This is a genomic window from Streptomyces coeruleorubidus (genome assembly GCF_008705135.1).
Classification (GTDB): domain Bacteria; phylum Actinomycetota; class Actinomycetes; order Streptomycetales; family Streptomycetaceae; genus Streptomyces; species Streptomyces coeruleofuscus.
In genome coordinates this window covers 4,698,958-4,721,680 of sequence record NZ_CP023694.1, presented here as the reverse complement: position 1 = coordinate 4,721,680, position 22,723 = coordinate 4,698,958, and the positions used below count along the sequence as shown (strand labels likewise).

Below are 22,723 nucleotides of genomic sequence, written 5' to 3'. Positions count from 1 at the left end.
GTACAAAAGAGGGGCACGGCGAGGTCTGCTGCGGCGGACGGGAGGAGGTGGCTCGGTGAGCATTTCCGAGCCCTTGGACGACCCGTGGGCCGACAGCGGTCCCAGTGATCGTCTGCCCGCCTCCCGCCGACGTGGCGAGGGAGCCCGGGGCCGCGACGAGCAGCACGAGCGCGGCAGGGACAACGGCGCATGGGACGGCGGCGCCTCCCCGGCGTTCGAACGGGTACCGCCGCAGGACATCGAGGCCGAGCAGTCCGTCCTCGGCGGCATGCTGCTCTCCAAGGACGCCATCGCCGACGTCGTCGAGATCCTCAAGGGCCACGACTTCTACAAGCCGGCCCACGAGACGATCTACCAGGCCGTCCTCGACATCTACGCCAAGGGCGAGCCGGCCGACCCCATCACGATCGCCGCCGAGCTCACCAAGCGCGGTGAGATCAACAAGGTCGGCGGAGCCTCGTATCTGCACACCCTCGTCCAGACGGTGCCCACGGCCGCCAACGCCGCCTACTACGCGGAGATCGTCCATGAGCGGGCCGTGCTGCGCCGCTTGGTCGAGGCGGGCACACGCATCACGCAGATGGGATACGCGGCCGACGACGACGTCGACGAGATCGTCAACCGCGCCCAGGCGGAGGTCTACGCGGTCACCGAGCAGCGCACCAGCGAGGACTATCTGCCGCTCGGCGACATCATGGAGGGTGCGCTCGACGAGATCGAGGCGATCGGCTCGCGCAGCGGTGAGATGACCGGTGTGCCCACGGGGTTCACGGACTTCGACTCGCTCACGAACGGGCTGCACCCGGGCCAGATGATCGTCATCGCCGCGCGTCCCGCCATGGGTAAGTCCACGCTCGCACTGGACTTCGCGCGGGCCGCCTCGATCAAGAACAATCTGCCGAGCGTGATCTTCTCGCTCGAAATGGGGCGCAACGAGATCGCGATGCGTCTGCTGTCCGCCGAAGCCCGGGTCGCCCTTCACCACATGCGGTCGGGCACGATGACGGACGAGGACTGGACCCGCCTGGCCCGGCGGATGCCGGACGTCTCGGCGGCCCCGCTCTACATCGACGACTCCCCGAACCTGTCGATGATGGAGATCCGCGCCAAGTGCCGCCGCCTCAAGCAGCGGAACGACCTGCGGCTGGTGGTCATCGACTACCTCCAGCTGATGCAGTCCGGCGGTTCCAAGCGGGCCGAGAGCCGTCAGCAGGAGGTCTCGGACATGTCCCGTAACCTCAAGCTGCTGGCCAAGGAGCTGGAAATCCCGGTCATCGCGCTCTCGCAGCTGAACCGTGGCCCCGAGCAGCGCACGGACAAGAAGCCGATGGTCTCCGACCTGCGTGAGTCCGGTTCCATCGAGCAGGACGCCGACATGGTCATCCTGCTGCACCGCGAGGACGCCTACGAGAAGGAGTCGCCGCGCGCGGGCGAGGCCGACCTGATCGTGGCCAAGCACCGAAACGGCCCGACGGCGACGATCACGGTCGCGTTCCAGGGTCACTACTCGCGGTTCGTGGACATGGCACAGACCTGAGCCGGTGCCGGCGGTGAAATGAGGTCGACTCGCCGGGCCGGACCAAGTGGACTTGGGCCATGACGACACCCAAGGAAGAACTGCTTCCCGCAACGAGCCGTGCGCTGCTGCACCGGATCGCCGTGGCACAGACACAGGGGCGGGCCCCGTCGCTGGTCGCGGCCGTTGTCCGGGACGGGCGGGCGGTGTGGCACGGCGCCCGGACATCGGTGGACGGCGAAGAGCCCGACGAGCACGTCCAGTACCGCATCGGCTCGATCACCAAGACCTTCACCGCCGTTCTCGTGATGCGCCTGCGGGACGAGGGATTGCTCGGGCTCGGGGATCCACTGGAGAAGTACGTGCCGGGCACCGGCGCGGGGGAGGCCACGATCGCCGAACTGCTCGCGCACACGGGCGGGCTGGCGGCCGAGTCGCCCGGTCCGTGGTGGGAGCGCACGCCCGGATCTCTGCGGCCGGAACTGTCCGACGTGCTCGGTGAGCAGCCTCTCCTGCACCCCGTCGGCCGACGGCACCACTACTCGAACCCCGGCTACACGTTGCTGGGCGCGCTCGTCGAGGAGCTGCGAGGGACCTCCTGGGACGAGGCACTACGGCGTGAAGTGCTCGAACCACTGGAGCTCGACCGGACGGACGTGCGACCGCGGGCCCCGCACGCGGGTGGCTGGGCCGTGCATCCCTGGGCCGACGTCTTGCTGCCCGAGCCCGCCGAGGACCTCGGCCGTATGGCACCCGCCGGTCAACTCTGGTCGACCACGGCGGATCTGGCCCGGTTCGCGGCCTTCCTGGTGAGGGGCGACGAGAGGGTGCTGAGTGCCGAGTCCCTGCGGGAGATGCGGACCCCGGCGGCACCGGCGGAAGCTGCGGATGTGATGTCCGGTGACGCCTACGGCCTCGGCATGCAGATTCAGCGCAGGCACGGCCGGCTGCTCGTGGGGCACAGCGGGTCCCTGCCGGGCTTCCTGGCGAATGTGTGCATCAGCGTGGAGGACGACGTGGCGGCGGTCGTGCTGGCCAACTGCACCTCGGGTCCGCTGGTGTCCGGCGTCGCCGCCGATCTCGTCCGTATCGTCGCCGAGGCGGAGCCGCGCATCCCCGCCCCATGGAGGCCACTGAGTGACGTCGACCCGTCGATGCTGGAGCTGACAGGGCAGTGGTATTGGGGCACGTATGCCTTCGCCCTGCGGCTCACGGCCGACGGACTCGCCTCACTTGAGCCGCTGTCCGGCAACGGGCGACGCTCGCGGTTCCGACCGAACGGCGACGGCACCTGGACTGGCCTGGAGGGTTACTACGCGGGAGAGCTGCTGAAGGCCGTACGGCGGCCGGACGGGTCCGTGAGCCATCTGGACCTGGGTTCGTTCGTGTTCACGCGTCAGCCGTACGACGAAGGGGCTCCTGTGCCGGGCGGGGTCGACCCTGAGGGCTGGCGAGGGATCGCTTAGACGGTGACGTGGGGGAGGGCCTGTTTCACGTGAAACAGGCCCTCCCCCACGTCGGTCACAACGAGAGCTTGAAGCCTGTGTGGGAGGCCGTGAAGCCGAGCCGTTCGTAGAAGCGGTGGGCGTCGGTTCGTGTGTTGTCGGAGGTCAGCTGAACCAATTGGCAGCCTTGACGCCGGGATTCATCGATCGCCCACTCGATGAGCTGTGTTCCCAGACCGCTGCCGCGCTCGTCGGCATGGACGCGTACGCCTTCGATGATCGACCTGGTGGCACCGCGCCGGGAGAGCCCGGGAATGATCGTGAGCTGGAGCGTGCCGACGACGCGGCCTTCCCGGACCGCCACGACCAAGCGCTGGTTCGGATCGGCGCTGAGCCGCTCCAGCGCGGCCAGATACGGGGTGAGGTCGTCGGGTGACTCGCGCTGTGCGCCCAGCGGGTCGTCCGCGAGCATGCCGACGATCGCGGGTACGTCGTCGGCGGTCGCGGGGCGTATCTCAAGATCTCCCATGGGCCGCACCCTACGCAGCAACGACCGGGCACTGCACAGGAACGGCCGGATCCTGCGCGAGACGGCCGGTGCGAGCGGAGTCTATGCGGGCACCGGAGCCTTCAGCGTCTCCACGACCCGGACCAGCGGGGCCAGCTCCGGATTCTTCGCCGCCTCGTCGAGGGCCGCGCGCAGGGCGGCGTCGTTGGTCGGCCGGGCCTCCTCCAGCAGCTTGAGGCCTGCCTCGGTGACGTTCGTGTAGATGCCCCGCCGGTCGGTGGGGCACAGGTAGCGCTCCAGGAGGCCGCGGTCCTCGAGCCGGGTGACCAGACGTGTGGTGGCGCTCTGGCTGAGGACGACCGCGTCGGCGACCTGCTTCATCTGGAGATGGCCACCGTCTCCGTCGTGCTGCCGGCTGAGCACGTCGAGCAGGGAGTACTCGCGCGCGCTGAGGTCGTGCTTGGCCTGGAGAGCGCGCTCGATGCGGGCCTCGATCCTCCCGTGCAGCAGGGAGAGGGCGCACCAGCTCTGGGCGAGAGCGGTGAGCGCGGGGTCCGTCGCTGTCATTGGCGTTTCCTCCGTCCCGGAGCGGCTGACACCCAGGATAGAGCAGGTCCGCAATAGACGGCGCTTGCGGTTAGCCCGCGTATGCAACTATTGTTGGCGCACGCAAAGCGCTCCTGCAATCGTCTGGGAAGGTGTACCCCTCCATGCCTCTCGCGCTTCTGGCCCTCGCGATCGGGGCCTTCGGGATCGGCACGACCGAGTTCGTGATCATGGGCTTGCTGCCCGAGGTAGCGGGCGACTACGGGGTCTCCATCCCCACCGCCGGCTACCTGGTGACCGGCTACGCGCTCGGTGTCATGTTCGGCGCCCCGCTGATGACCGTGCTGGGCACCAAGGTTTCCCGCAAGCGGATGCTGATGCTGCTGATGGGCCTGTTCATCGTCGGCAACCTGCTCTCGGCACTCGCTCCCGCTTTCGCCGTCATGCTGATCGGCCGGATCGTCGCCTCGCTGGCCCACGGTGCCTTCTTCGGGATCGGCTCGGTCGTCGCGGCGGACCTCGTCGCCCCGGACAAGAAGGCCGGAGCCATCGCGATGATGTTCACGGGCCTGACCGTCTCCAACGTCGTCGGCGTTCCGCTGGGCACACTCGTCGGGCAGTCCGTCGGCTGGCGGGTGACCTTCGGCATCGTCGCCGCCCTCGGCGTCGTCGGACTGGTCGGCATCGCCCGGCTCGTCCCCGACATGCCCAAGCCGGAGGGGGTGCGCCTGCGGCACGAACTCGCCGCCTTCAAGAACGTGCAGGTGCTGCTCGCGATGGCGATGACCGTCCTCGGCTTCGGCGGCGTCTTCGCGGCCATCACCTACATCGCCCCGATGATGACCCACACCGCGGGCTTCGCCGACGGCTCCGTCACCTGGCTGCTGGTCCTCTTCGGTCTCGGCATGGTCGGCGGCAACCTCGTGGGCGGCAAGCTCGCCGACCGCGCCCTGATGCCCATGCTGTACGTCTCCCTGGGCGCTCTGGCCGTCGTTCTGGCGCTGTTCACCCTCACCGCGCACAACAAGCTGCTGTCGGCCGTCACGATCACCCTGATCGGCGCCCTGGGCTTCGCCAGCGTCCCGCCGCTCCAGAAGCGGGTCCTCGACCAGGCGCACGGCGCGCCGACGCTGGCCTCCGCCGTGAACATCGGCGCCTTCAACCTCGGCAACGCTCTGTCCGCTTGGCTCGGCGGCCTCGTGATCGCGGCGGGCTTCGGCTACACCGCCCCCAACTGGGTCGGTGCCGTCCTGGCCGCGGGAGCCCTGGGCCTGGCCCTCCTCTCGTCCGCCCTCGAACGCCGCGCCGGAGCCACCAGCACCGTCGTCACGGGATCCGCGTCGGCCGAGCAGCGGGCCGCCATCCACCACTGAGCCACGGGGCCGACCAGGTACACCGTCTGCCCCCGGCCCGGATCAGCACGATCCAGCGAATTCCAGGAGAACCAGCCATGAGCACCACCACCGCAGTCGCCCCGCTGACCACCCAGGACGCCGACATCCTCGTCACCGCCGCCCAGCGTGCCGCCGAGGCAGCAGGCGTCACGGTCAGCGTCACCGTCCTGGACGCGGGCGGCCATCTGCTCGCCTTCCGGCGTGACGACCGTGCCGTGCTGATCTCCGGCGAGACCAGCACCCGCAAGGCCTACACGGCTCTCCAGCTGAACGCGCCCACTGCCGACCTCGTCGACGCCGTGCAGCCCGGAGGCCTCTTCCACACCCTGCCCACCGCGCTCGACCGGCCGCTGCTGTTCATCGCCGGCGGTGTGCCGGTGCATCGCGACGGCCGCCTGATCGGCGCGCTCGGTGTCGGCGGTGGTGCGCCGGAGCAGGACCACGCCTTCGCCACGGCCGCCGTGGAGGCACTCGCCTGACGGCCCGCTTCAGCGACACGACGCCGGTTCCCCGGCCCCCGGGGGAACCGGCGTTGTCGTATCGGGGCCCTTCAGCCCGCCGCGACCGTGACCGGGGCGAACCGACGGCTCCAGTCCCCGGGCAGGTCGGTGATCCCGTACGACATCACCGAGTTGAAGGCGACGGGCGCCAGGCCGCGGTCCTTCACCCACGCGAGCAGCTCGGTGTGCCGGACGTCGATGTCGGTGCGCAGGGGACGGTCGGTGTGGGCGGCGAGGGAGGCGATGAGCGCCTGGGCCACCGACGTGTCGCGCGCGATGAGCGGACCGACGACATGGGTGTCCATGTTGGGCCAGGCGGCCGCGTAACCGGTGATCCGTCCGTCCTCCTCCGCCACGCGCAACTGGTCGGCGAAGGCCGGCAGCCGGGTGACGATGTGGGTGCGGTCGGTCCCGAACGCCTGCTCGTCGAGCCGGAGGATCGCAGCGAGATCCTCGGCGGTCGCGGCACGGGTGGCGACCGTCGGCTGCGGTCCGCCAGGAGTGAAACGCCCGCACACCATCTCCGCCCGCCCGGTGACCTTGAAGCCGAGTTCCTCGTAGAGGGGTCGGCCGTACGGCGTGGCATGCAGGGTGAGGGGTGTGGTGCCCATCGCTGAGATGACGTGGCGCATCAGCCGGCGTCCCACGCCCTGTCGGGCGTGCCGTTCGGCGACGAGGACCATGCCGATCGCCGCGAAGGCGGGGCGCTCCTGTGGTCCGTACTCGGTGACGACACAGGCGCTCACGAGGCCGCCGTCCGGGTCGTCGATGCCGTAGCCCTTTCCGGCCGTGAGGAGGAAGCCCCACTTGTGCTCCTCCCGTAGCCACCCCCGGTCCTCGGACAAGTCGGCGCAGGCGGCGAGATCGCGGAGCGTCAGACGGCGGATGGGCAGAGAGGCAAGGGAAGGAGTCGGCACGCAGGTCAGGCTGTCCGACCGGAGCCCCTGACGTCCACCTCTTTCCCCGGAGCCGTACGAGATTTTGGCCAGTTGTGGCCGGCTGCACAGAGCGTGGACAGACACCAGACGTTTCACGTGAAACACAGGTGAGTCGCCCGGCATTCACCATGTTGGTGATCGCGCCGTGCCCTCATTCGTGACGGGGCAAGGGGGGACTTGTGTGCACAGCGGTGGCCGGTAGGGTCGACTCCGGTTCACGTCCGGGGCGGGCGACCTGTTCTGTGTGGGCCGCGTACAGGGCAATGCAGCCTAACGGGACGGAGAGATCGAAAACCCGCGTTTCCGGTTATGCGGCTGAGCCTCCCAGGCGAGTGGGAAGCTCAGGTGGGATTACTGCGGCCAATGTCACACTCTCGCCTTACTTGTCCGTAGAGAGCCGGAACACAGGTTGAATGTGGCCGCATTGGCCGCGACACGGATGGGAACGCAGTCCGTCCACGGGGGAAAGCAGGCACCTTCCGACTGGGAAGTGCGCAGACCGACCGAAAGATGCTCGAGGCGAGGCACACCATGGACGCTCCGACCACCACGTCTGCCGACAACGGCACTTCTGGCGGCGGGGGCGACTGGTTCACGCCCCGCACCAAGCCGACGGCAACGCCTGAAGAGGAGCCCGGGACGCCGGACGGCCGTCGCCCGGCTGTGATACGCCCGGTGGGACGGCAGACGGCCGCCCCGGAAACGCCGGCAGACGGCACAGCTCCTCCACCCGCCGCGCCGACAGACAGGGCGAGCACGGGCGTGCCGGACCAGGAGCGCGAGCCCCGGGACGCGATACCCGCGCCCGGCCCCATGGCCGAGTCCTCCGCCCCGTCGTCGCCACGACCCGCGACCACGACGGTCACACCGGCCCCGGAGCCGTTCGCCTCCACAACAGGTCCTCCCGACGAGCCGCGTGTTCCCCCTCAGCGGCCCGAACCGGTGTCGCCCCCAGGACCGGCAGCCTCCGCCCCGGCCAGGGAAGCGTCCCCGGACGCCGTCCTCATTCGCCGCGCGATGGCAGAGGTCACGCCCGTGGCCGACAAGGTCACCTCGTACTTCTACGCCCTGCTCTTCGTCCGCCACCCGGACCTGCGTTCGCTCTTCCCGGCCGCGATGGACACCCAGCGGGACCGGCTGCTCAGGGCGCTGCTCACGGCCGCCGAGCACATCGACAACACCGATGTCCTGGTGGACTACCTGCAGAACCTCGGCCGGGGCCACCGGAAGTACGGAACGCGGGCCGAGCACTACCCGGCCGTCGGCGAATGCCTGATCGGCGCGCTCAGCAAGTATGCCGCCGGGGTCTGGGACGAGGAGATGGAGGCGGCCTGGATACGGACGTACACCACGATCTCCCAGATCATGATCGACGCGGCGGCCGCCGACGAACTGCGTGCCCCGGCTTGGTGGTACGCCGAGATCGTCACACACGACCTCAGGACCCCGGACGTCGCCGTCGTCACCGTCCGCCCCGACCAGCCCTACCCCTTCCTCGCCGGGCAGTACACAAGCCTGGAGACTCCCTGGTGGCCCCGGATATGGCGGCACTACTCCTTCGCCTCGGCGCCCCGCTCCGACGGCCTGCTGTCGTTCCACGTGAAGGCCGTCCCGGCGGGCTGGGTCTCCAACGCCCTGGTGCACCGCGCCCGGCCGGGTGACATCGTCCGGCTCGGCCCGCCCGCCGGCTCCATGACCGTGGACCACACCACCGACAGCGGGCTGCTCTGCCTGGGCGGCGGCACCGGCATAGCGCCCATCAAGGCGCTGGTCGAGGACGTCGCCGAGCACGGGGAACGCCGGCCGGTCGAGGTCTTCTACGGAGCCCGTACCGACCACGACCTGTACGACATCGACACCATGCTCCGCCTCCAGCAGAGCCACCCCTGGCTCTCGGTCCGCGCGATCATCGACCAGCTGGCTCACCAGCAGCTTCCGGACGCGGTACGGGCCTACGGGCCGTGGAACGAGTACGACGCCTACCTGTCGGGCCCGCCCGGGATGATCCGCAGCGGTGTGGACGCCCTGCGGGACATCGGCATCCCGTCGGAGCGCATACGGCACGACTCCGTGGAGGAACTGGTCGCGGCCGGCCCCTGAGCCTCCTCCGGTGTCAGCCCAGGTCAGGGGCGTGCATGGCGAGTACGCCCTCGATGTTGCCGTCCAGGTAGTGCCGCAGTGACAGCGGAACGAGATGGACGGAGGCGATTCCGACCCGGGTGAAGGGCACGCGGACGATCTCGTACTCGCCGACCGGCTCGTCCACCTCGGGGCCGTGGCGGAGCGAGGGATCCATGGACTCCAGGCGGCAGACGAAGAAGTGCTGCACCTTCACACCGGTCGCCCCGCCGTCGTCCCCGATGTGCTCCACGGTGTCCACGAAGCAGGGCACCACGTCGGTGACCTTCGCGCCGAGCTCCTCGTACACCTCGCGGTGCAGGGCGTCGACAACGGTCGGGTCGCTGGGCTCGACTCCGCCGCCGGGAGTGAGCCAGTAGGGATCCATGCCAGGCTTGGTGCGCTTGATCAGGATCAGGTCGTCACCGTCCAGCAGAACGGCACGGGCGGTGCGCTTGACCACAGGTCGGACGGTCATGGGTGAAATGTGGCCCGGTTGGTTCCACGTGAAACATCGCGAAACGTCACCGGCCGAGCTCCCAGAGTGAGGCACCGTCCGGGCTGCCGCCCTTCGCGCCCGCGCAACCCGGCACCCGCCCTCGGGCGCCTCCTCAGCACCAGTCGGCCGCCGCCCGCTGCAACCATTCGTGGGCCCGCGCGATATGGGGCATCGCGAGCGTCCCGGTGCGCACCACCAGGAAGTACGTGCGCAGCGGCGGCACCGCCGGCTCGTGAAGGGCGACCACGTCCCCCCGCTCCAACGCGGCCCCGCACAGATAGCGGGGCAGCACGGCCAGGCCCGCGCCGGCGACGGCGCACGCCAGAACCGCACGCAGGTCGGGGACGACGACCGTGCCCGGAGCGGCCGGGCGGGAGTCGAAGACGGAGGCCCAGTAGCGGGAGACGAAGGGCAGCGACTCGTGAACCTCCACCACGGGTACCTGTTCCAGGGCCGGTTCCGGCTTGCGGTCAGGCTGCCCGGCGCCGATCTGTTCGGCCCAGCGCGGGGCGGCGACCAGAACGTGTTCCTCGTCGCAGAGCGCAGTCGCCGTGAGCAGGGCACCGCGGGGACGGGCCGTGCTGATGGCCAGATCATGATGCCCGGCGGAAAGCCCTTCCAGCGTTTCCTCGGCGTTCCCGAAGGAGGCGCGCAGCGCGAAGCCCTGACCGTCCTCTCCGGTCAGCTCCGTGAGGGCGGGCAGGGCTCGTTCCGCGGTGAACTCCGGTGGTCCGGCGAGGTGCAGGGTCCGTAAGGAGGAGTCGTCGTCGAGGCCGGTCTCGGCGATCTCCACCAGGGCGTCGAGATGCGGTGCGGCCTTGTGGGCGAGCTCGTCGCCGATGCTCGTCGGGGTCACGCCGCGGGCCTGCCGCAGGAACAGGGGGCGGCCCAGCTGCCGTTCCAGCGTGCGGATCTGCGAGGTGACGGCCGGCTGGGAAAGGCCGAGCAGGGCGGCGGCGCGGGTGAAGGAACCGGCCCGGTGCACGGTCACGAAGGTCCGCAGCAAGGCCAGATCCACGCCGCTCTCCCCTCGTCGGTCCTGCTCCCGGCCCCCCGACCGCGCTCAACTATAAATAAGTCGATAGGTCTCTGTCGCTACCGTGATTGGACACTGACAGAGAGTCAACTAGCCTTGGTCGCGCGGTTCTTGCGCGCGGAACCGGGGGACGGTCCGAGCCACGAGGGGGGAGGCTCGGACCGTCCGTGGGGGGTGGTCAGGCTGCCGACGCGTCCAGCGCACGCAGTACATCCGCCACCAGATCCTCTCGATCCTCGGCGCCCACCGACAGGCGGATGAAGCCTTCCGGCACCGCGTCGCCGCCCCAGCGCCCGCGCCGTTCGGCCGTGGACCGCACTCCGCCAAAGCTCGTCGCATCGTCCACGAGCCGCAGGGCGTCGAGAAAACGGTCGGCACGCGCGCGCGTGGGCAGCGTGAACGACACCACGCACCCGTAGCGCCGCATCTGCCGCGCGGCGATCTTGTGCGCGGGGTCGTCGGGAAGCCCGGGGTAGCGTAGCCCGGTCACCTCGGGCCGCTCGCGCAGCGCCTCGGCGACCGCCAGGGCCGTCGCGCTCTGCCGGTCGACCCGCATCTGGAGCGTCGCGATCGAACGGTGCGCGAGCCAGGCCTCCATCGGCCCGGGAATCGCGCCGACGATCTTGCGCCAGCGGCGTACGGCGGCCATGGCCTCGGGGCCCCGGCCGACGACGTAACCCAGGAGGATGTCGCCGTGACCGGTGAGCTGCTTGGTGCCGCTGGCCACGGCGAAGTCGGCGCCGAGCTCCAGGGGGCGCTGGCCGAGCGGTGTGGCGAGGGTGTTGTCGACGGCCACCAGGGCGCCACGCGCGTGCGCCGCCTCCGCGAGCCGCCTGATGTCGCACACGTCGAGGCCGGGGTTCGACGGGGTCTCGATCCACAGCAGCTTCGCGCCGTCGAGGACGTCGAGCTGGGCGTCACCACCGGTGGGGGCGGTGCGCACCTCGATGCCGTACGCCTCCAGCTGGGCGCGCACCAAGGGCAGCGCCTGGTAGCCGTCGTCGGGCAGGACGCACACGTCCCCGGCGCGCAGCTGGGAGAAGAGCACGGCTGAGATCGCGGCCATGCCGGAGGCGAACACGAGCGTCTCGGCGCCGCCCTGGCCGGGCGCCTCCAGCTCGCCGACGGCGCGTTCCAGCAGCGTCCAGGTCGGGTTCTCGTCACGGCCGTAGGTGTAGGGGCCGGTGGGCTCGCCCGGCAGGTGGTAGTGGGCGGCGAACACGGGCCCGGGCAGGGTGGGCTCGTACTTGGCAGGCTCGGGCAGCCCGGCCCGCACCGCACGCGTGCCGTCACCGGCGCCCGCCGCCACAGGGGCGATCTCGCGCCCCGCACGGCCCGCGGCACCGGTCGCCGGACCGGCGCCGCCCGTCACCCCATGCGCGTCGCCCGCTGCGGATTCACTCATGCCGCCCGTCCCTCCACGTCCTCACGCACCGCGGCGAGCAGACCGGCGCTCGCCGCCTCCACCATTTCAAGGCACTCCGCGAAGCCCTCGGCGCCTCCGTAGTAGGGGTCCGGCACGTCGAGGTCGTCACCCGCGGCGGGGTCGTACGAACGCAGCAGGCGTACCTTCTGCGCGTCCTGTTCCGTGGGCGCGAGGCGGCGCAGAGCCCTGAGATGGCCGGCGTCGAGGGCGACGACCAGGTCGAGGCGGGAGAACCATGACGGCTGGAACTGGCGGGCCGTGTGCGCGGTGGCGTAGCCGTTCTCCGCGAGGACGGCCACCGTGCGCGGGTCGGCGCCGTCACCCTCGTGCCAGCCGCCCGTGCCGGCGCTGTCGACCTCGACCAGACCGTCGAGACCGGCCTCCGCCACACGCGCGCGGAAGACGATCTCGGCCATCGGGGAACGGCAGATGTTGCCCGTGCAGACGAAGCAGACGCGGTACGTCATGCGCGCTCAGTCCTTGTCGGGCAGGACGACGTTCAGTGCCCAGGAGACGACGGAGATGATCAGGCCGCCCAGGACGGCCGTCCAGAAGCCCTCCACGTGGAAGCTGAGGTCGAGCTGGTCGGCCAGCCACGAGGTGAGCAGCAGCATCAGCGCGTTGACGACCAGGGTGAACAGACCGAGCGTCAGGATCAGCAGCGGGAGGCTGAGGAGCTTGACGACCGGCTTGACCAGGAAGTTCACCAGGCCGAAGAGCAGCGCGACGATGATCAGAGTGCCGATCTTCTTGCCCGTGCTGTCACCGGTGAGGGTGATCTTGTCGAGCAGCCACACGGCGACCGCCAGAGCACCCGCGTTGGCGATCGTCTTGACTAGGAAATTCATCATGTGTCTGATCGTGGCAGACCTGATCGGACATGGGCACAAGAGGCAGGGGCGGACAAGGCGATGAAGGCATTCCGGCTGGACGAACTGGAGGCGGAGCGCGCCGCCAACGAGGGCGCCTACCTGCAGTTTCTGCGGGAGCAGAACATGTCGGTCGGCCTGTACGCCCTCGATGCGGGCGACCAGGATCCACAGAAGCCGCACAACCAGGACGAGGTCTACTTCGTTGTGAGCGGCCGTGCCGCGATCACCGTCGGCCTGGAGACGACGCAGGTGGCACGCGGCAGCGTGATCTACGTACCGGCCGGCGTCGCGCACAAGTTCCACCACATCACCGAGGACCTGAGGGTGCTGGTGGTCTTCTCTCCGCCCGAGAGGTGACGGTCCGTCTCCGGGTTCCCTAGGGGTTCGGTCAGGGGGAGACAAGGGGCGCGAGGCCCCCGCCGGGCCCCCTCCCGGACCTAGCATCGAGTGCAGGACATCAGAGATCCAGAAGTACCGACAGGACCCGGCACTCGAACGGGCGGAGAGGTAAGGACGAGGGCGATGCGAGAGATCTTCATGGGACTGCCGTGGTGGGTGAAGTGGATCGCGGTGCCGGTCATCGCCCTGGTCGTGTTCGGCGGGCTGATCGCCAGCGTGGTCGGGTTCGTGATCGGACTGCTCTTCAAGGTGCTGGTCTTCGTGGCGCTGGTCGGTGGACTGATCTACGTCGTACGGAAGTTCACGTCGAGCTCCTCGTCGCGCAGCGACTGGTGAGACCGGTGGGAAACCGGTGGGGGTAGCGGGAAACACCCGGCGTGACCGGTTCCCTCGGCCGGGGGAAGTTTCCGTTCCGGGCCGTCTGCGTGCGGTGGCAGACGAATAGAGTCCGGAACTCGACGCGGGGACATCCCCCGCGAGCGGCGTACACCCTCACCCGTGTCCATCGGCACGGTCTACCCCCTCGCGCTTCGGGAGTGACCCTTGGCCCCGGCAGACACCGCACGTGTCCACCTGCACACCGTCCCCGCGCAACCCCGCTCGGCGCCCCCGTCCGAGCAATCGCCTCCCGCCACGCCACCTCCTCCGGCGACCCTCATCGGGTCCGTGCAGCGCGCGATGCGCCTGCTGGAGACCGTCGCGGCGCACGAGTACGGCGCCCCCGCCAAGCAACTGGCCCGGGAGACCGGGCTGGCCCTGCCCACCACCTACCACCTGCTGCGCACCCTCGTGCACGAGGGCTATCTGTGCCGGGACAAGGGCCTGTTCTTCCTGGGCGAGGCCGCCGAGCGGCTGAGCAGCAGCGGGGCACGGCAGAAACGTCGCAGCACGGTCGTCGACGCCCTCGCGCACTGGCGGGACACGCTCGGCGTGCCCGTGTACTACGCGGTGTACCGCGAGGGCGAGATCGAGCTCATGTGCGTCTCCGACACCCCGGCCAACCCCGCGGTCGAGGAGTGGGCCGACTTCCGAGAGACCGGGCACGCGCACGCCATCGGGCAGTGCCTGCTGTCCCAGCTGGACGAGGAGGCCCGCCGGGACCACCTCGACCGCTATCCGGTACAGGCGCTCACGCCGTACACCGTGCGGGACAACCACAGCCTGCTGCGCCGTCTGGAGCGAGTGCGGCGGATGGAACCTGTGACCGAGCGTCAGGAGTACGCCCTGGGCGCCGTCTGCGCGGCGATTCCGCTCACTCTCGGCACCACGGCCGCCACGATGGCCATCTCCCTGCCCGCCCACCAGGAGCACCGACTGCTCCCTGCGGCCCGGCAGTTGCAGAGCGAGATCGGAAGTCTGCTCGGATCGCTCGCGCTCTCTATCAGTATGTGAAAACTCACTCCTTGTGATCTGCTGTGTACGTTCAGCAAGATTCCACCAAGTGTCAGAGGTTCGTTCCCGGCCAGTCCACGGCGAATGACGGGGTTAGCGATGCACGAGTCCGTACAAGCAGAGGTCATGATGAGCTTTCTCGTGTCCGAGGAGCTCTCCTTCCGCATTCCGGTGGAGCTGCGCTATGAGACCAGTGACCCCTATGCCGTCAGGCTCACCTTCCACTTGCCCGGTGATGCCCCGGTGACGTGGGCTTTCGGCCGGGAGCTGCTGATCGACGGGGTCGGCCGGCCGTGCGGGGAGGGCGATGTGCGGGTCACACCCGTCGAACCGGACGCGCTGGGAGAGGTGCTGATCCGGCTTCAGGTGGGCAGCGACCAGGCGCTGTTCAGGTCGTCCACGGCACCGCTGGTCGCCTTCCTCGACCGCACCGACAAGCTGGTGCCGCTGGGCCAGGAGGGCTCACTCGCCGACTTCGACGCCCATCTCGACGAGGCCCTGGACCGCATCCTGGCGGAACAGGGCGCCGGCTGAGCCATCCGTCGGCGGCATGGTGGAGTAACGCTTCACCGGATGCCGCCGAGCTGAGCAGGAACGCTTCTCCGTACGGTGGGACACATGGCTTCGGAGTGCGAGAGCCGTCAGCGCTTGCGACGCCGGCCCTTGCCCCCGCGTGCCGGGGCCGCGGCGGCCTCCACGGCGGGCTGCGCGGCGGGCTGCACTCCCGGGCGGTCGGCCGAGACCACCAGCGCGGCCAGGGCCGTGGTGACCGGCACCGAGGCGACCAGTCCGATCGAACCGATCAGCGTGCGCACGATCTCCTCCGCGACCAGCTCGCTGTTGGCGACCGTCCCGACACTGCTCTGCGCGATGGAGAACAACAGGAGCAGCGGCAGGGCGGCACCCGCGTAGGCGAGGACGAGCGTGTTGACGACCGAGGCGATGTGGTCGCGGCCGATCCGGATACCCGCGCGGTAGAGGCCGCGCCAGCCCATGGACGGGTTGGCCTCGTGCAGCTCCCAGACCGCCGAGGTCTGCGTGACCGTCACGTCGTCGAGCACACCCAGCGATCCGATGATGACGCCGGCGAGCAGCAGACCGCTCATGTCGATCGTCGGGTAGAGGCCGTGGATCAGACCGGTGTTGTCGTCGGTGTTACCGGTGAGCGCCGCCCAGCCGATGAACAGAGAGCCGAGAACGCCGATCAGCAGCAGGGAGATGAGGGTGCCGAGCACCGCCACGGATGTCCGGGCCGACAGGCCGTGACACAGATACAGGGCGATGAGCATGATGGCGCTCGCACCGACCACCGCCACGAGCAGCGGGTTCGAGCCCTGAAGGATCGCGGGCAGGATGAAGAGGTTCAGCACCAGGAAACTGATGGCCAACGCGACCAGGGCCATGACACCGCGCAGCCGCCCGACGACCACGACGACCAGGGCGAAGATGCCGGCGAGCAGCGCCATGGGCAGGCGGCGGTTGATGTCGGTGACGGAGTACTGGAGGTCCTTCGGCGCGGAGGGCTCGTAGGCGACCACGACCTCCTGGCCCTCTTCCAGCTGGCGGGACTGGTCCGGCTGGACGATCTCGGTGAAGGTACGGCCCTTGTCCTTGCCGCTGTCGACCCGGATCGTCGCCCGCTTGCAGGTGCCGTTCTCCTGCTGCACAGCGGAGGAGCCCTCGGCGGTGGACGTGTCGCCGGTCGGCGGGACGCCCGAGGCGCCGGCCTCCTTGCAGCTCACCTCCACGACCTTGGTGACCGAGGCCTGCTGCGTCTGCCGGTCGAAGCCCACGCCGGTGCGCTCGTGCGGCGGGGCGCCGCCCGGCCACAGCACGGCGAGACCGATCAGCACGGCGGCGCCGAAGGGGATCAGGACCGCCGCGATGACCTTGCGCAGGTGCATGGAGACGGGCGTGGCAGGACCATGGCTGTGAGTGTGCGAGTGCCCGTGGCCGCCGCCGGGTGCGGGGTCGGGGCCGTTTCCGTGACCGTCACCCCCACCGGGTCCGTGACCCCCACCGGGTCCGTGACCCCCACCGGGTCCGTGACCTCCGCCGGGCCCTCGGCCTTCGCCGTGCCCGTCGCCCCCACCGGGTCCGTGACCGCCGCCGGACCCGTGGCCTCCACCGGGCCTGTCGCCCTCTCCGCGTCCGGCATCGTGCCAGCCTCCGGAGCCGGGACCGTACGCACCGGACGGGCCGGAGGAGCCGGACGGACCGGCACCCTGCCCGTTCTCGGGACCGGTCCTGTGCCCGTGCGCCTGTCCCCGGGCAGGGCCGAGCCCGCCCGGGGCGGCGAAATCGTGCTCGTGCCCACGGCCGTTGCCGTTGCCGGCGCCGGATCCGCGGGGCGGTTCGGGCGGTGGGTAAGGAGGACGCTGCGTCGTGGTCACCGACCGATCATCGCAAGAACCAGGGGGGCCCTCTGTTCACCGCGCCAGAATTACCGCTAGCGTGGAGGCGCCTTTTGTACACGCGGGAGCTCGGAGCACCGGGCTGAGAGGGCGCTGACCTCCGTCCCAGCGATGTTTCACATGAAACATCACCGAAGTCGAGTGATGTTTCACACGGAACGTCGGCAGACGGAAGCCGCTGCGTCGACCGCCGAACCTGTTACCGGGTAATGCCGGCGTAGGGAGTAGGTCTCATGACCAACAAGGACGCACGCACGCCTGCCTCCGTTCAGGACGCACAGTCCGACGAGGCCGGGAAGTCCATCGGCTGGCACAAGGCGTACGTCGAGGGCACCCGCCCCGACCTGCGCGTGCCGGTCCGTCAGGTGCACCTCACCAACGGGCGGTCGGTCACGCTGTACGACACGTCGGGCCCGTACACCGATCCTCTGGTCGACACCGACGTCCGCAGGGGCCTGCCGCCGCTGCGCGAGAACTGGATCATCGGCCGTGGCGACACCGAGGAGTACGCGGGCCGACCTGTCCGTCCCGAGGACGACGGCATCAAGCACACCTCGCCGCGCGGCGGCCTGCGCAACCTCGACGCCGTCTTCCCAGGACGTCCGCGCCAGCCGCGCCGCGGGAGGGACGGCAAGGCGGTCACGCAGCTCGCGTACGCCCGCCGCGGCGAGATCACGCCCGAGATGGAGTACGTGGCCATCCGGGAGAACGTTTCGCCCGAGGTGGTCCGCGATGAGATCGCGGCGGGCCGGGCGGTGCTGCCGGCCAACGTCAACCACCCGGAGATCGAGCCGATGATCATCGGCAAGCGTTTCCTGGTGAAGGTCAACGCCAACATCGGCAACTCGGCCGTGACGTCCTCCATCGAGGAGGAGGTCGAGAAGATGACCTGGGCGACCCGCTGGGGCGCCGACACGGTCATGGACCTGTCCACCGGCCGCAACATCCACACCACACGCGAGTGGGTGCTGCGCAACTCGCCCGTCCCCATCGGCACCGTGCCGCTCTACCAGGCCCTGGAGAAAGTCGACGGCCGGGCCGAGGAGCTGACCTGGGACATCTACAAGGACACGGTCATCGAGCAGGCCGAGCAGGGCGTGGACTACATGACGGTCCACGCGGGTGTCCGCCTGGCGTACGTGCCGCTGACGGCCAATCGCAAGACCGGCATCGTCTCGCGCGGCGGTTCGATCATGGCCGCCTGGTGCCTCGCGCACCACAAGGAGTCGTTCCTGTACGAGAACTTCGAGGAGCTCTGCGAGATCCTCGCCGCGTACGACGTCACGTACTCCCTCGGCGACGGCCTGCGGCCGGGCTCGATCGCGGACGCCAACGACGAGGCACAGTTCGCGGAACTGCGGACTCTGGGGGAACTCAACCGGATCGCGAAGCGTTTCAACGTACAGACCATGATCGAAGGCCCGGGCCACGTCCCGATGCACAAGATCAAGGAGAACATCGACCTTCAGCAGGAGATCTGCGATGAAGCTCCGTTCTATACGCTCGGCCCACTGACCACGGACGTCGCGCCGGCGTACGACCACATCACCTCCGGCATCGGTGCCGCGATGATCGCCTGGTGGGGCACGGCGATGCTGTGTTACGTCACGCCCAAGGAGCACCTGGGCCTGCCGAACCGTGACGACGTCAAGACCGGCGTCATCACCTACAAGATCGCCGCCCACGCAGCGGATCTCGCCAAGGGACATCCGGGTGCCCAGGAGTGGGACGACGCGCTGTCCGACGCCCGTTTCGAGTTCCGGTGGGAGGACCAGTTCAACCTCGCCCTCGACCCGGACACGGCACGGGAGTTCCACGACGAGACCCTGCCGGCGGAGCCCGCCAAGACGGCTCACTTCTGCTCGATGTGCGGTCCCAAGTTCTGCAGCATGAAGATCTCGCAGGACATCCGCCGTGAACACGGCGGCACCCAGGCCGAGATCGAGGACGGCATGGCCCAGAAGTCGAAGGAGTTCGCGGCGAGCGGGAACCGCGTGTACCTGCCCATCGCGGACTGATCCGTCCGCACACAGGCCGAGGGCCGGGGACCGGTGGTCCCTGGTCCCCTGGCCCGCGGGGGCGAACCGGCCTGCGGCACCGACCCGATGGTTACTCCGGCTGGTTTTCCGGTCCTCCGAAGTCCGGGCTGGTGTAGTCGGGGCTGCTGAAGCTCGGCCGCGAGCCGCGGTCGCCGTCCTCCGGGCTGGTGAAACCCGGGCGGTCGTAGCCGAGGTGCGGGATGCGGCTGACCGGCGTGGACGGGGAGGTGTGGTGCAGCGCGGCGGCCGAGCTCGGGTCGACGAGGGCCTCCCGGAGGAAGGGCAGGATGCCGCGTTCCAGCAGGGCCTCGCGCCAGGCCTCCCTGGCCCGGTCCACCTCCCCGTGCAGTTCGTCGTGTCGGCCGCCCTCGGCCGTCGGCTTGTTGCGCAGGGCGGTGATCAGCAGTCCCACCGCGGCGACGAGGATCGCGACCGCGGTCACGGCACCGAACACCCAGCCCGTGGTGAGCATGGTCCGGGCGAACGCCTGCTCGGGGTTGAGCATCTGGAGGATGTAGCCGACGAGCAGGAAGATCGCCGCGGCGGTTCCGGCCAGGACGGGGGCGAGGACGGCGACGACGGCGACGACGCCCGCGCCGGCGGTCTCGGCGACCTCGCCCATGGTGGCGGCGAGGCCCGCCGCGCCCGTGTCCGGCTCGGAGGAGCCGGATGCGCGCACGGCCGGTTGGTGGGACGGCGCCGGCTGGCGCGATTCCTCACGGACCTTGACGTAGTGCTGGTACTCGGTCGACGCGGCCGCCGTGATGAGCGCGGTGGCGTTCAGCGCCATGGTGCGCAGTTGCTCGGGGTTGAGCCGCTGTCCGACAGCGGCCAGTTCCGGACGGTGTGGTGCGGAGCGCAGCGCCTCATCGAGGATCCGCTCGTATTCCTGGCGGTCCTCGCTCAGCAGGTGCTGCGGAACGCTGTTCATGTGCATCCCCCGATGCTCCGTAGGGCTTGGGGCTCGGCATGCTGACGAGCCGTCGGGCAGAAACGGAGGGGAGCCTGCTACGGATAAGCCGATGGTAGAGCCGTGAAGGTGGGCGGTGACAGGGGGTTTACCGAAATTGGCCCCTCACCGGTGCGGTCCTGTGACGGGAAACGCCTGCCCGGTGAACGTTCACGTAGCCAGCGGCAGTTGCTGGACCAGCAGCTTTCCGGCCATGGTCACGCCGCCGTCCATGGCGATGGCGAGTCCGTCGGCGTAGACGTGCGGTCCCTCGACCACGGGGTCGGAGTTGTCCTCGTCTTCCTCGGCGCCGACCTCGCCCAGCAGATAGGGAATCGGGCTGTGGCCGTGAACGATGCGGGTGCCTCCGTACGTATCGAGCAGGGAGCGCACGGCGTCCGCGCCGCCCTCGTCGCGGAAGGAGAACCGTTTGGTGAACTTGCGGAACAGGTCCCAGACCTCGTCCGCGTCGTTGCGTGTGAGCGTCTCGCGGACGGTGTCGTTGACCTCCTCGATGGAACGGCCGTAGTCGAGGTAGGCGGTGGTGTCGGAGTGGACGAGCAGGTGGCCGTCGACCTCCTCTACGGCGTCCAGACGGGCCATCCACTGCAGGTGGTGGTCCTGGAGGCGGTCCATGTCCGTCTTCTGGCCGCCGTTGAGCAGCCAGGCCGCCTGGAAAGTGGCGGTCCCCGCGCCGGAGTTGACGGGGGTGTCGCCGAACCGCTTGGCGCCGAGCAGCAGCAGCTCGTGGTTGCCCATGAGCGCCTTGCAGTAGCCGCCCGCCGCGGCGGCCTCGGCGGACAGCCGCATCACCAGGTCGATGACGCCGATGCCGTCCGGGCCGCGGTCGGTGAAGTCGCCGAGGAACCACAGCCGGGCGGTGCCCGCGCACCAGTTGCCGGCGGCGTCGAGGAGGCCCTTCTCCTGGAGCGCGGCCACCAGCTCGTCGAGGTAGCCGTGCACGTCGCCCACGACGTAGAGCGGGCCCTGCCCGGTGTCGGCCTGCGGCGCTGCGGCGGCCTCGGGGTCGACGGTCACCTGGACGGTGTCGCCCCGGTTGATCACGGGCAGATCGCGCTCGGTCGGCGTGTACCCCTCGGGGTAGGTCTCCCCGGGCGGCGGGGCGACCTCGCCGGGGTGGGCGCTGTGGACGTACGGACCGGCCTCGTGGACGTACGCGGGCACCCGGAAGTCGCGCAACGTCGCCGTCCGCTCCACCTCGGGTCCCTGACCGGCCCCCTGAGTCATCGACCCCTCCACCATCGCGCCGCATCTGCACCGCATCGGACTGCCTGGTCGTAGCGGCCCGTCGGTGTCGTGGGCCCATCATAGGAATGCGGATCGCGCCATGTGATGACCCAGGGGTGGTGAATCAGAGCAAGAGTCCAGTTCACCGCGGCTTTCGCCCCGATTGGGCCGGGCTTTGACCACCGTGTGACCGTCCTCGCTTTCCTTCTCTTCGCGAGAACGATCCCTTCTCTCCGGGGGACCGGCCCTGTTTCTCCCCAGGAGTGCGAACTTCCCTTTACGCGGGTGTACCGGTCTACGTCTCCTCGGGCGACCGGGGCGGGCTGACCGTCGTGCGCGGCGAACGCCGCTGGGACGACGTGCGCACGATCAGCTCCGTCGGTATCACCTGCTCCACCGGACGCTCCGCCTCCGCTCCCTCGATGGCGTCGATGAGGAGCTGCACGACCGCCGTGCCGATGCGGCGCGGTTTCAGGGAGAGCGTGGTGATGGGCGGCTCGGTGTTGGCGTACACGGTCGACTCGCTGCAACAGACCAGCAGCAGGTCGTCCGGTACGCGCAGGCCGTAGCGGCGGGCGGCGGCGAGCAGGTCGGTGCCGTTCGGGTCGAACAGCCCGTAGACCGCGTCGGGCCGGTCGGGGCGGGCCAGGAGCCGGTCGGCGGCGACCGCACCCGCGCACGGATCGTGCGCCGGGTAGGCCTCGTACACCGGATCCTGGCCGACGCGCTCGCACCAGCGCAGGTAGGCGGTGGTCGACAGGTGGGTGTACGTGTCGGTCGTCGTGCCGGTCAGCAGGCCGATGCGGCGGGCGCCGGCGTCGGCCAGGTGGTCGAGGATGCCGAGAACGGCGGCCTCGTGGTCGTTGTCGACCCAGGCCGTGACCGGCAGCGAGCCGGCCGGGCGGCCGTCGGACACGACCGGCAGACCCTGCCGGACGAGTTCGCTGACCACCGGGTCCTGGTCGGAGGGGTCGATGACGACCGTGCCGTCCAGGGCGACGTTCGACCACACGTCGTGGCGGGAGGTCGCGGGCAGGATCACGAGGGCGTAGCCGCGGGCGAGTGCGGCGGAGGTCGCGGCCCGCGCCATCTCGGCGAAGTAGGCGAACTCGGTGAAGGTGAAAGGTTCATCCCCGTACGTCGTCACGGTCAGGCCGATGAGTCCCGACTTGCCGGTGCGGAGGGTCCGGGCGGCGGCCGAGGGGCGGTAGCCCAGCCGGTCGGCGACCTCGCGGACGTGGCGCCGGGTGGCGTCCGGGAGCCGGCCCTTGCCGTTGAGGGCGTCGGAGACGGTCGTGATGGACACTCCGGCGGCGGCGGCCACGTCTCTGATACCCGCCCGACCCGGCCGACTGCCTCGACGTGAGGTTTCCGCGCGGCTCACCTGGTGCTTCCCTGCTGCTGTCATGGCGAGCCGATAGTAGGGCTCATGCGGTGGGGTAGTGCGGACGCATATGCACGCGTTGACAGGCACGTTTCTGCAT

The 22,723-nt window shown here is 69.8% G+C and carries 22 protein-coding genes; 10 read left to right on the top strand and 12 right to left on the bottom strand.

Annotation, left to right across the window (positions count from 1 at the left end; genetic code table 11):
* The first annotated feature begins 55 nt into the window (after positions 1–55).
* Positions 56–1,537 carry a replicative DNA helicase gene (gene dnaB, locus CP976_RS21845; protein ID WP_150481896.1) on the top strand — a complete coding sequence of 494 codons (1,482 nt, stop codon included), beginning with the start codon at positions 56–58 and terminating at the stop codon, positions 1,535–1,537.
* A gap of 59 nt (positions 1,538–1,596) precedes the next feature.
* Positions 1,597–2,982: a serine hydrolase domain-containing protein gene (locus CP976_RS21840; RefSeq protein WP_150481895.1), complete on the top strand. Its 1,386-nt coding sequence runs from the start codon at positions 1,597–1,599 to the stop codon at positions 2,980–2,982.
* A gap of 55 nt (positions 2,983–3,037) precedes the next feature.
* Here the strand turns inward: CP976_RS21840 and CP976_RS21835 are convergent, their stop codons facing one another.
* Complete coding sequence (locus CP976_RS21835; RefSeq protein WP_150481894.1) at positions 3,038–3,490, bottom strand: GNAT family N-acetyltransferase; 453 nt, start codon at positions 3,488–3,490, stop codon at positions 3,038–3,040.
* An 81-nt stretch (positions 3,491–3,571) separates the two neighbouring features.
* The gene (locus tag CP976_RS21830) at positions 3,572–4,036 is read right to left on the bottom strand and encodes a MarR family winged helix-turn-helix transcriptional regulator (protein ID WP_086847970.1); all 465 of its coding nucleotides are present in this window, start codon (positions 4,034–4,036) and stop codon (positions 3,572–3,574) included.
* A gap of 143 nt (positions 4,037–4,179) precedes the next feature.
* On the opposite strand from CP976_RS21830, the gene CP976_RS21825 reads away from it, so the two are divergent.
* Entirely contained in the window at positions 4,180–5,388 is a 1,209-nt protein-coding gene (locus CP976_RS21825; protein ID WP_150481893.1) for an MFS transporter, read from the top strand.
* Between the two features lie 77 nt (positions 5,389–5,465).
* A complete protein-coding gene (locus CP976_RS21820) occupies positions 5,466–5,888 on the top strand; it encodes a GlcG/HbpS family heme-binding protein (protein WP_150481892.1) in 423 nt (140 codons plus the stop codon).
* Between the two features lie 71 nt (positions 5,889–5,959).
* Here CP976_RS21820 and CP976_RS21815 read toward each other — a convergent pair whose 3' ends face one another.
* The gene (locus tag CP976_RS21815; protein WP_150481891.1) at positions 5,960–6,826 is read right to left on the bottom strand and encodes a GNAT family N-acetyltransferase; all 867 of its coding nucleotides are present in this window, start codon (positions 6,824–6,826) and stop codon (positions 5,960–5,962) included.
* 531 nt (positions 6,827–7,357) lie between these two features.
* Between CP976_RS21815 and CP976_RS21810 the strand changes: the two genes are divergently transcribed.
* Positions 7,358–8,947 carry a globin domain-containing protein gene (locus CP976_RS21810; RefSeq protein WP_150481890.1) on the top strand — a complete coding sequence of 530 codons (1,590 nt, stop codon included), beginning with the start codon at positions 7,358–7,360 and terminating at the stop codon, positions 8,945–8,947.
* Between the two features lie 13 nt (positions 8,948–8,960).
* Here the strand turns inward: CP976_RS21810 and CP976_RS21805 are convergent, their stop codons facing one another.
* From CP976_RS21805 to CP976_RS21785, 5 genes are all read right to left on the bottom strand, one after another.
* A complete protein-coding gene (locus CP976_RS21805; RefSeq protein ID WP_086847958.1) occupies positions 8,961–9,443 on the bottom strand; it encodes an NUDIX domain-containing protein in 483 nt (160 codons plus the stop codon).
* 133 nt (positions 9,444–9,576) lie between these two features.
* On the bottom strand, positions 9,577–10,482 hold the full coding sequence (locus tag CP976_RS21800; RefSeq protein WP_150481889.1) for a LysR family transcriptional regulator: 906 nt from the start codon (positions 10,480–10,482) through the stop codon (positions 9,577–9,579).
* A gap of 196 nt (positions 10,483–10,678) precedes the next feature.
* On the bottom strand, positions 10,679–11,905 hold the full coding sequence (locus CP976_RS21795) for a cystathionine gamma-lyase (RefSeq protein ID WP_229875465.1): 1,227 nt from the start codon (positions 11,903–11,905) through the stop codon (positions 10,679–10,681).
* Entirely contained in the window at positions 11,902–12,393 is a 492-nt protein-coding gene (locus CP976_RS21790; RefSeq protein WP_150481888.1) for a low molecular weight protein-tyrosine-phosphatase, read from the bottom strand. The genes CP976_RS21795 and CP976_RS21790 overlap by 4 nt, the downstream gene beginning before the upstream one ends.
* A gap of 6 nt (positions 12,394–12,399) precedes the next feature.
* Complete coding sequence (locus CP976_RS21785) at positions 12,400–12,777, bottom strand: phage holin family protein (RefSeq protein ID WP_086847953.1); 378 nt, start codon at positions 12,775–12,777, stop codon at positions 12,400–12,402.
* Between the two features lie 60 nt (positions 12,778–12,837).
* Here CP976_RS21785 and CP976_RS21780 point away from each other — a divergent pair, with 60 nt between their 5' ends.
* The 4 genes from CP976_RS21780 to CP976_RS21765 all read left to right on the top strand — a co-directional run bounded on the left by CP976_RS21780 (position 12,838) and on the right by CP976_RS21765 (position 15,123).
* Complete coding sequence (locus CP976_RS21780) at positions 12,838–13,155, top strand: cupin domain-containing protein (protein ID WP_059414731.1); 318 nt, start codon at positions 12,838–12,840, stop codon at positions 13,153–13,155.
* A gap of 165 nt (positions 13,156–13,320) precedes the next feature.
* Positions 13,321–13,533: a DUF5326 family protein gene (locus CP976_RS21775; protein WP_150481887.1), complete on the top strand. Its 213-nt coding sequence runs from the start codon at positions 13,321–13,323 to the stop codon at positions 13,531–13,533.
* Positions 13,534–13,875: 342 nt separating this feature from the next.
* Positions 13,876–14,589, top strand: a complete 714-nt coding sequence (locus CP976_RS21770; protein WP_086847980.1) for an IclR family transcriptional regulator — start codon at positions 13,876–13,878, stop codon at positions 14,587–14,589.
* Positions 14,590–14,688: 99 nt separating this feature from the next.
* Positions 14,689–15,123, top strand: a complete 435-nt coding sequence (locus tag CP976_RS21765) for an SsgA family sporulation/cell division regulator (RefSeq protein WP_150481886.1) — start codon at positions 14,689–14,691, stop codon at positions 15,121–15,123.
* Positions 15,124–15,230: 107 nt separating this feature from the next.
* Here CP976_RS21765 and CP976_RS21760 read toward each other — a convergent pair whose 3' ends face one another.
* Positions 15,231–16,982: a YibE/F family protein gene (locus CP976_RS21760; RefSeq protein ID WP_150481885.1), complete on the bottom strand. Its 1,752-nt coding sequence runs from the start codon at positions 16,980–16,982 to the stop codon at positions 15,231–15,233.
* 254 nt (positions 16,983–17,236) lie between these two features.
* Between CP976_RS21760 and thiC the strand changes: the two genes are divergently transcribed.
* Positions 17,237–19,021, top strand: coding sequence for a phosphomethylpyrimidine synthase ThiC (gene thiC / locus CP976_RS21755; RefSeq protein WP_150481884.1), 1,785 nt, complete (start codon positions 17,237–17,239; stop codon positions 19,019–19,021).
* A 91-nt stretch (positions 19,022–19,112) separates the two neighbouring features.
* On the opposite strand, the gene CP976_RS21750 is transcribed toward thiC, so the two are convergent.
* The 3 genes from CP976_RS21750 to CP976_RS21740 all read right to left on the bottom strand — a co-directional run bounded on the left by CP976_RS21750 (position 19,113) and on the right by CP976_RS21740 (position 22,647).
* On the bottom strand, positions 19,113–19,979 hold the full coding sequence (locus CP976_RS21750) for a hypothetical protein (protein WP_150481883.1): 867 nt from the start codon (positions 19,977–19,979) through the stop codon (positions 19,113–19,115).
* Positions 19,980–20,162: 183 nt separating this feature from the next.
* On the bottom strand, positions 20,163–21,254 hold the full coding sequence (locus tag CP976_RS21745; protein WP_150481882.1) for a metallophosphoesterase family protein: 1,092 nt from the start codon (positions 21,252–21,254) through the stop codon (positions 20,163–20,165).
* 280 nt (positions 21,255–21,534) lie between these two features.
* Positions 21,535–22,647, bottom strand: coding sequence for a LacI family DNA-binding transcriptional regulator (locus CP976_RS21740; RefSeq protein ID WP_150481881.1), 1,113 nt, complete (start codon positions 22,645–22,647; stop codon positions 21,535–21,537).
* Positions 22,648–22,723 lie beyond the last annotated feature (76 nt).

Excerpts from the sequence above, each read along its gene's own strand:
- CP976_RS21840 (WP_150481895.1), top strand. The coding sequence starts at position 1,597 with ATGACGACACCCAAGGAAGAACTGCTTCCCGCAACGAGCCGTGCGCTG.
- CP976_RS21835 (WP_150481894.1), bottom strand. The coding sequence starts at position 3,490 with ATGGGAGATCTTGAGATACGCCCCGCGACCGCCGACGACGTACCCGCG.
- CP976_RS21830 (WP_086847970.1), bottom strand. The coding sequence starts at position 4,036 with ATGACAGCGACGGACCCCGCGCTCACCGCTCTCGCCCAGAGCTGGTGC.
- CP976_RS21825 (WP_150481893.1), top strand. The coding sequence starts at position 4,180 with ATGCCTCTCGCGCTTCTGGCCCTCGCGATCGGGGCCTTCGGGATCGGC.
- CP976_RS21820 (WP_150481892.1), top strand. The coding sequence starts at position 5,466 with ATGAGCACCACCACCGCAGTCGCCCCGCTGACCACCCAGGACGCCGAC.
- CP976_RS21810 (WP_150481890.1), top strand. The coding sequence starts at position 7,358 with ATGCTCGAGGCGAGGCACACCATGGACGCTCCGACCACCACGTCTGCC.
- CP976_RS21805 (WP_086847958.1), bottom strand. The coding sequence starts at position 9,443 with ATGACCGTCCGACCTGTGGTCAAGCGCACCGCCCGTGCCGTTCTGCTG.
- CP976_RS21795 (WP_229875465.1), bottom strand. The coding sequence starts at position 11,905 with ATGAGTGAATCCGCAGCGGGCGACGCGCATGGGGTGACGGGCGGCGCC.
- CP976_RS21790 (WP_150481888.1), bottom strand. The coding sequence starts at position 12,393 with ATGACGTACCGCGTCTGCTTCGTCTGCACGGGCAACATCTGCCGTTCC.
- CP976_RS21785 (WP_086847953.1), bottom strand. The coding sequence starts at position 12,777 with ATGATGAATTTCCTAGTCAAGACGATCGCCAACGCGGGTGCTCTGGCG.
- CP976_RS21780 (WP_059414731.1), top strand. The coding sequence starts at position 12,838 with ATGAAGGCATTCCGGCTGGACGAACTGGAGGCGGAGCGCGCCGCCAAC.
- CP976_RS21775 (WP_150481887.1), top strand. The coding sequence starts at position 13,321 with ATGCGAGAGATCTTCATGGGACTGCCGTGGTGGGTGAAGTGGATCGCG.
- CP976_RS21770 (WP_086847980.1), top strand. The coding sequence starts at position 13,876 with ATGCGCCTGCTGGAGACCGTCGCGGCGCACGAGTACGGCGCCCCCGCC.
- CP976_RS21765 (WP_150481886.1), top strand. The coding sequence starts at position 14,689 with ATGCACGAGTCCGTACAAGCAGAGGTCATGATGAGCTTTCTCGTGTCC.
- thiC (WP_150481884.1), top strand. The coding sequence starts at position 17,237 with ATGACCAACAAGGACGCACGCACGCCTGCCTCCGTTCAGGACGCACAG.
- CP976_RS21750 (WP_150481883.1), bottom strand. The coding sequence starts at position 19,979 with ATGCACATGAACAGCGTTCCGCAGCACCTGCTGAGCGAGGACCGCCAG.
- CP976_RS21745 (WP_150481882.1), bottom strand. The coding sequence starts at position 21,254 with ATGGTGGAGGGGTCGATGACTCAGGGGGCCGGTCAGGGACCCGAGGTG.
- CP976_RS21740 (WP_150481881.1), bottom strand. The coding sequence starts at position 22,647 with ATGACAGCAGCAGGGAAGCACCAGGTGAGCCGCGCGGAAACCTCACGT.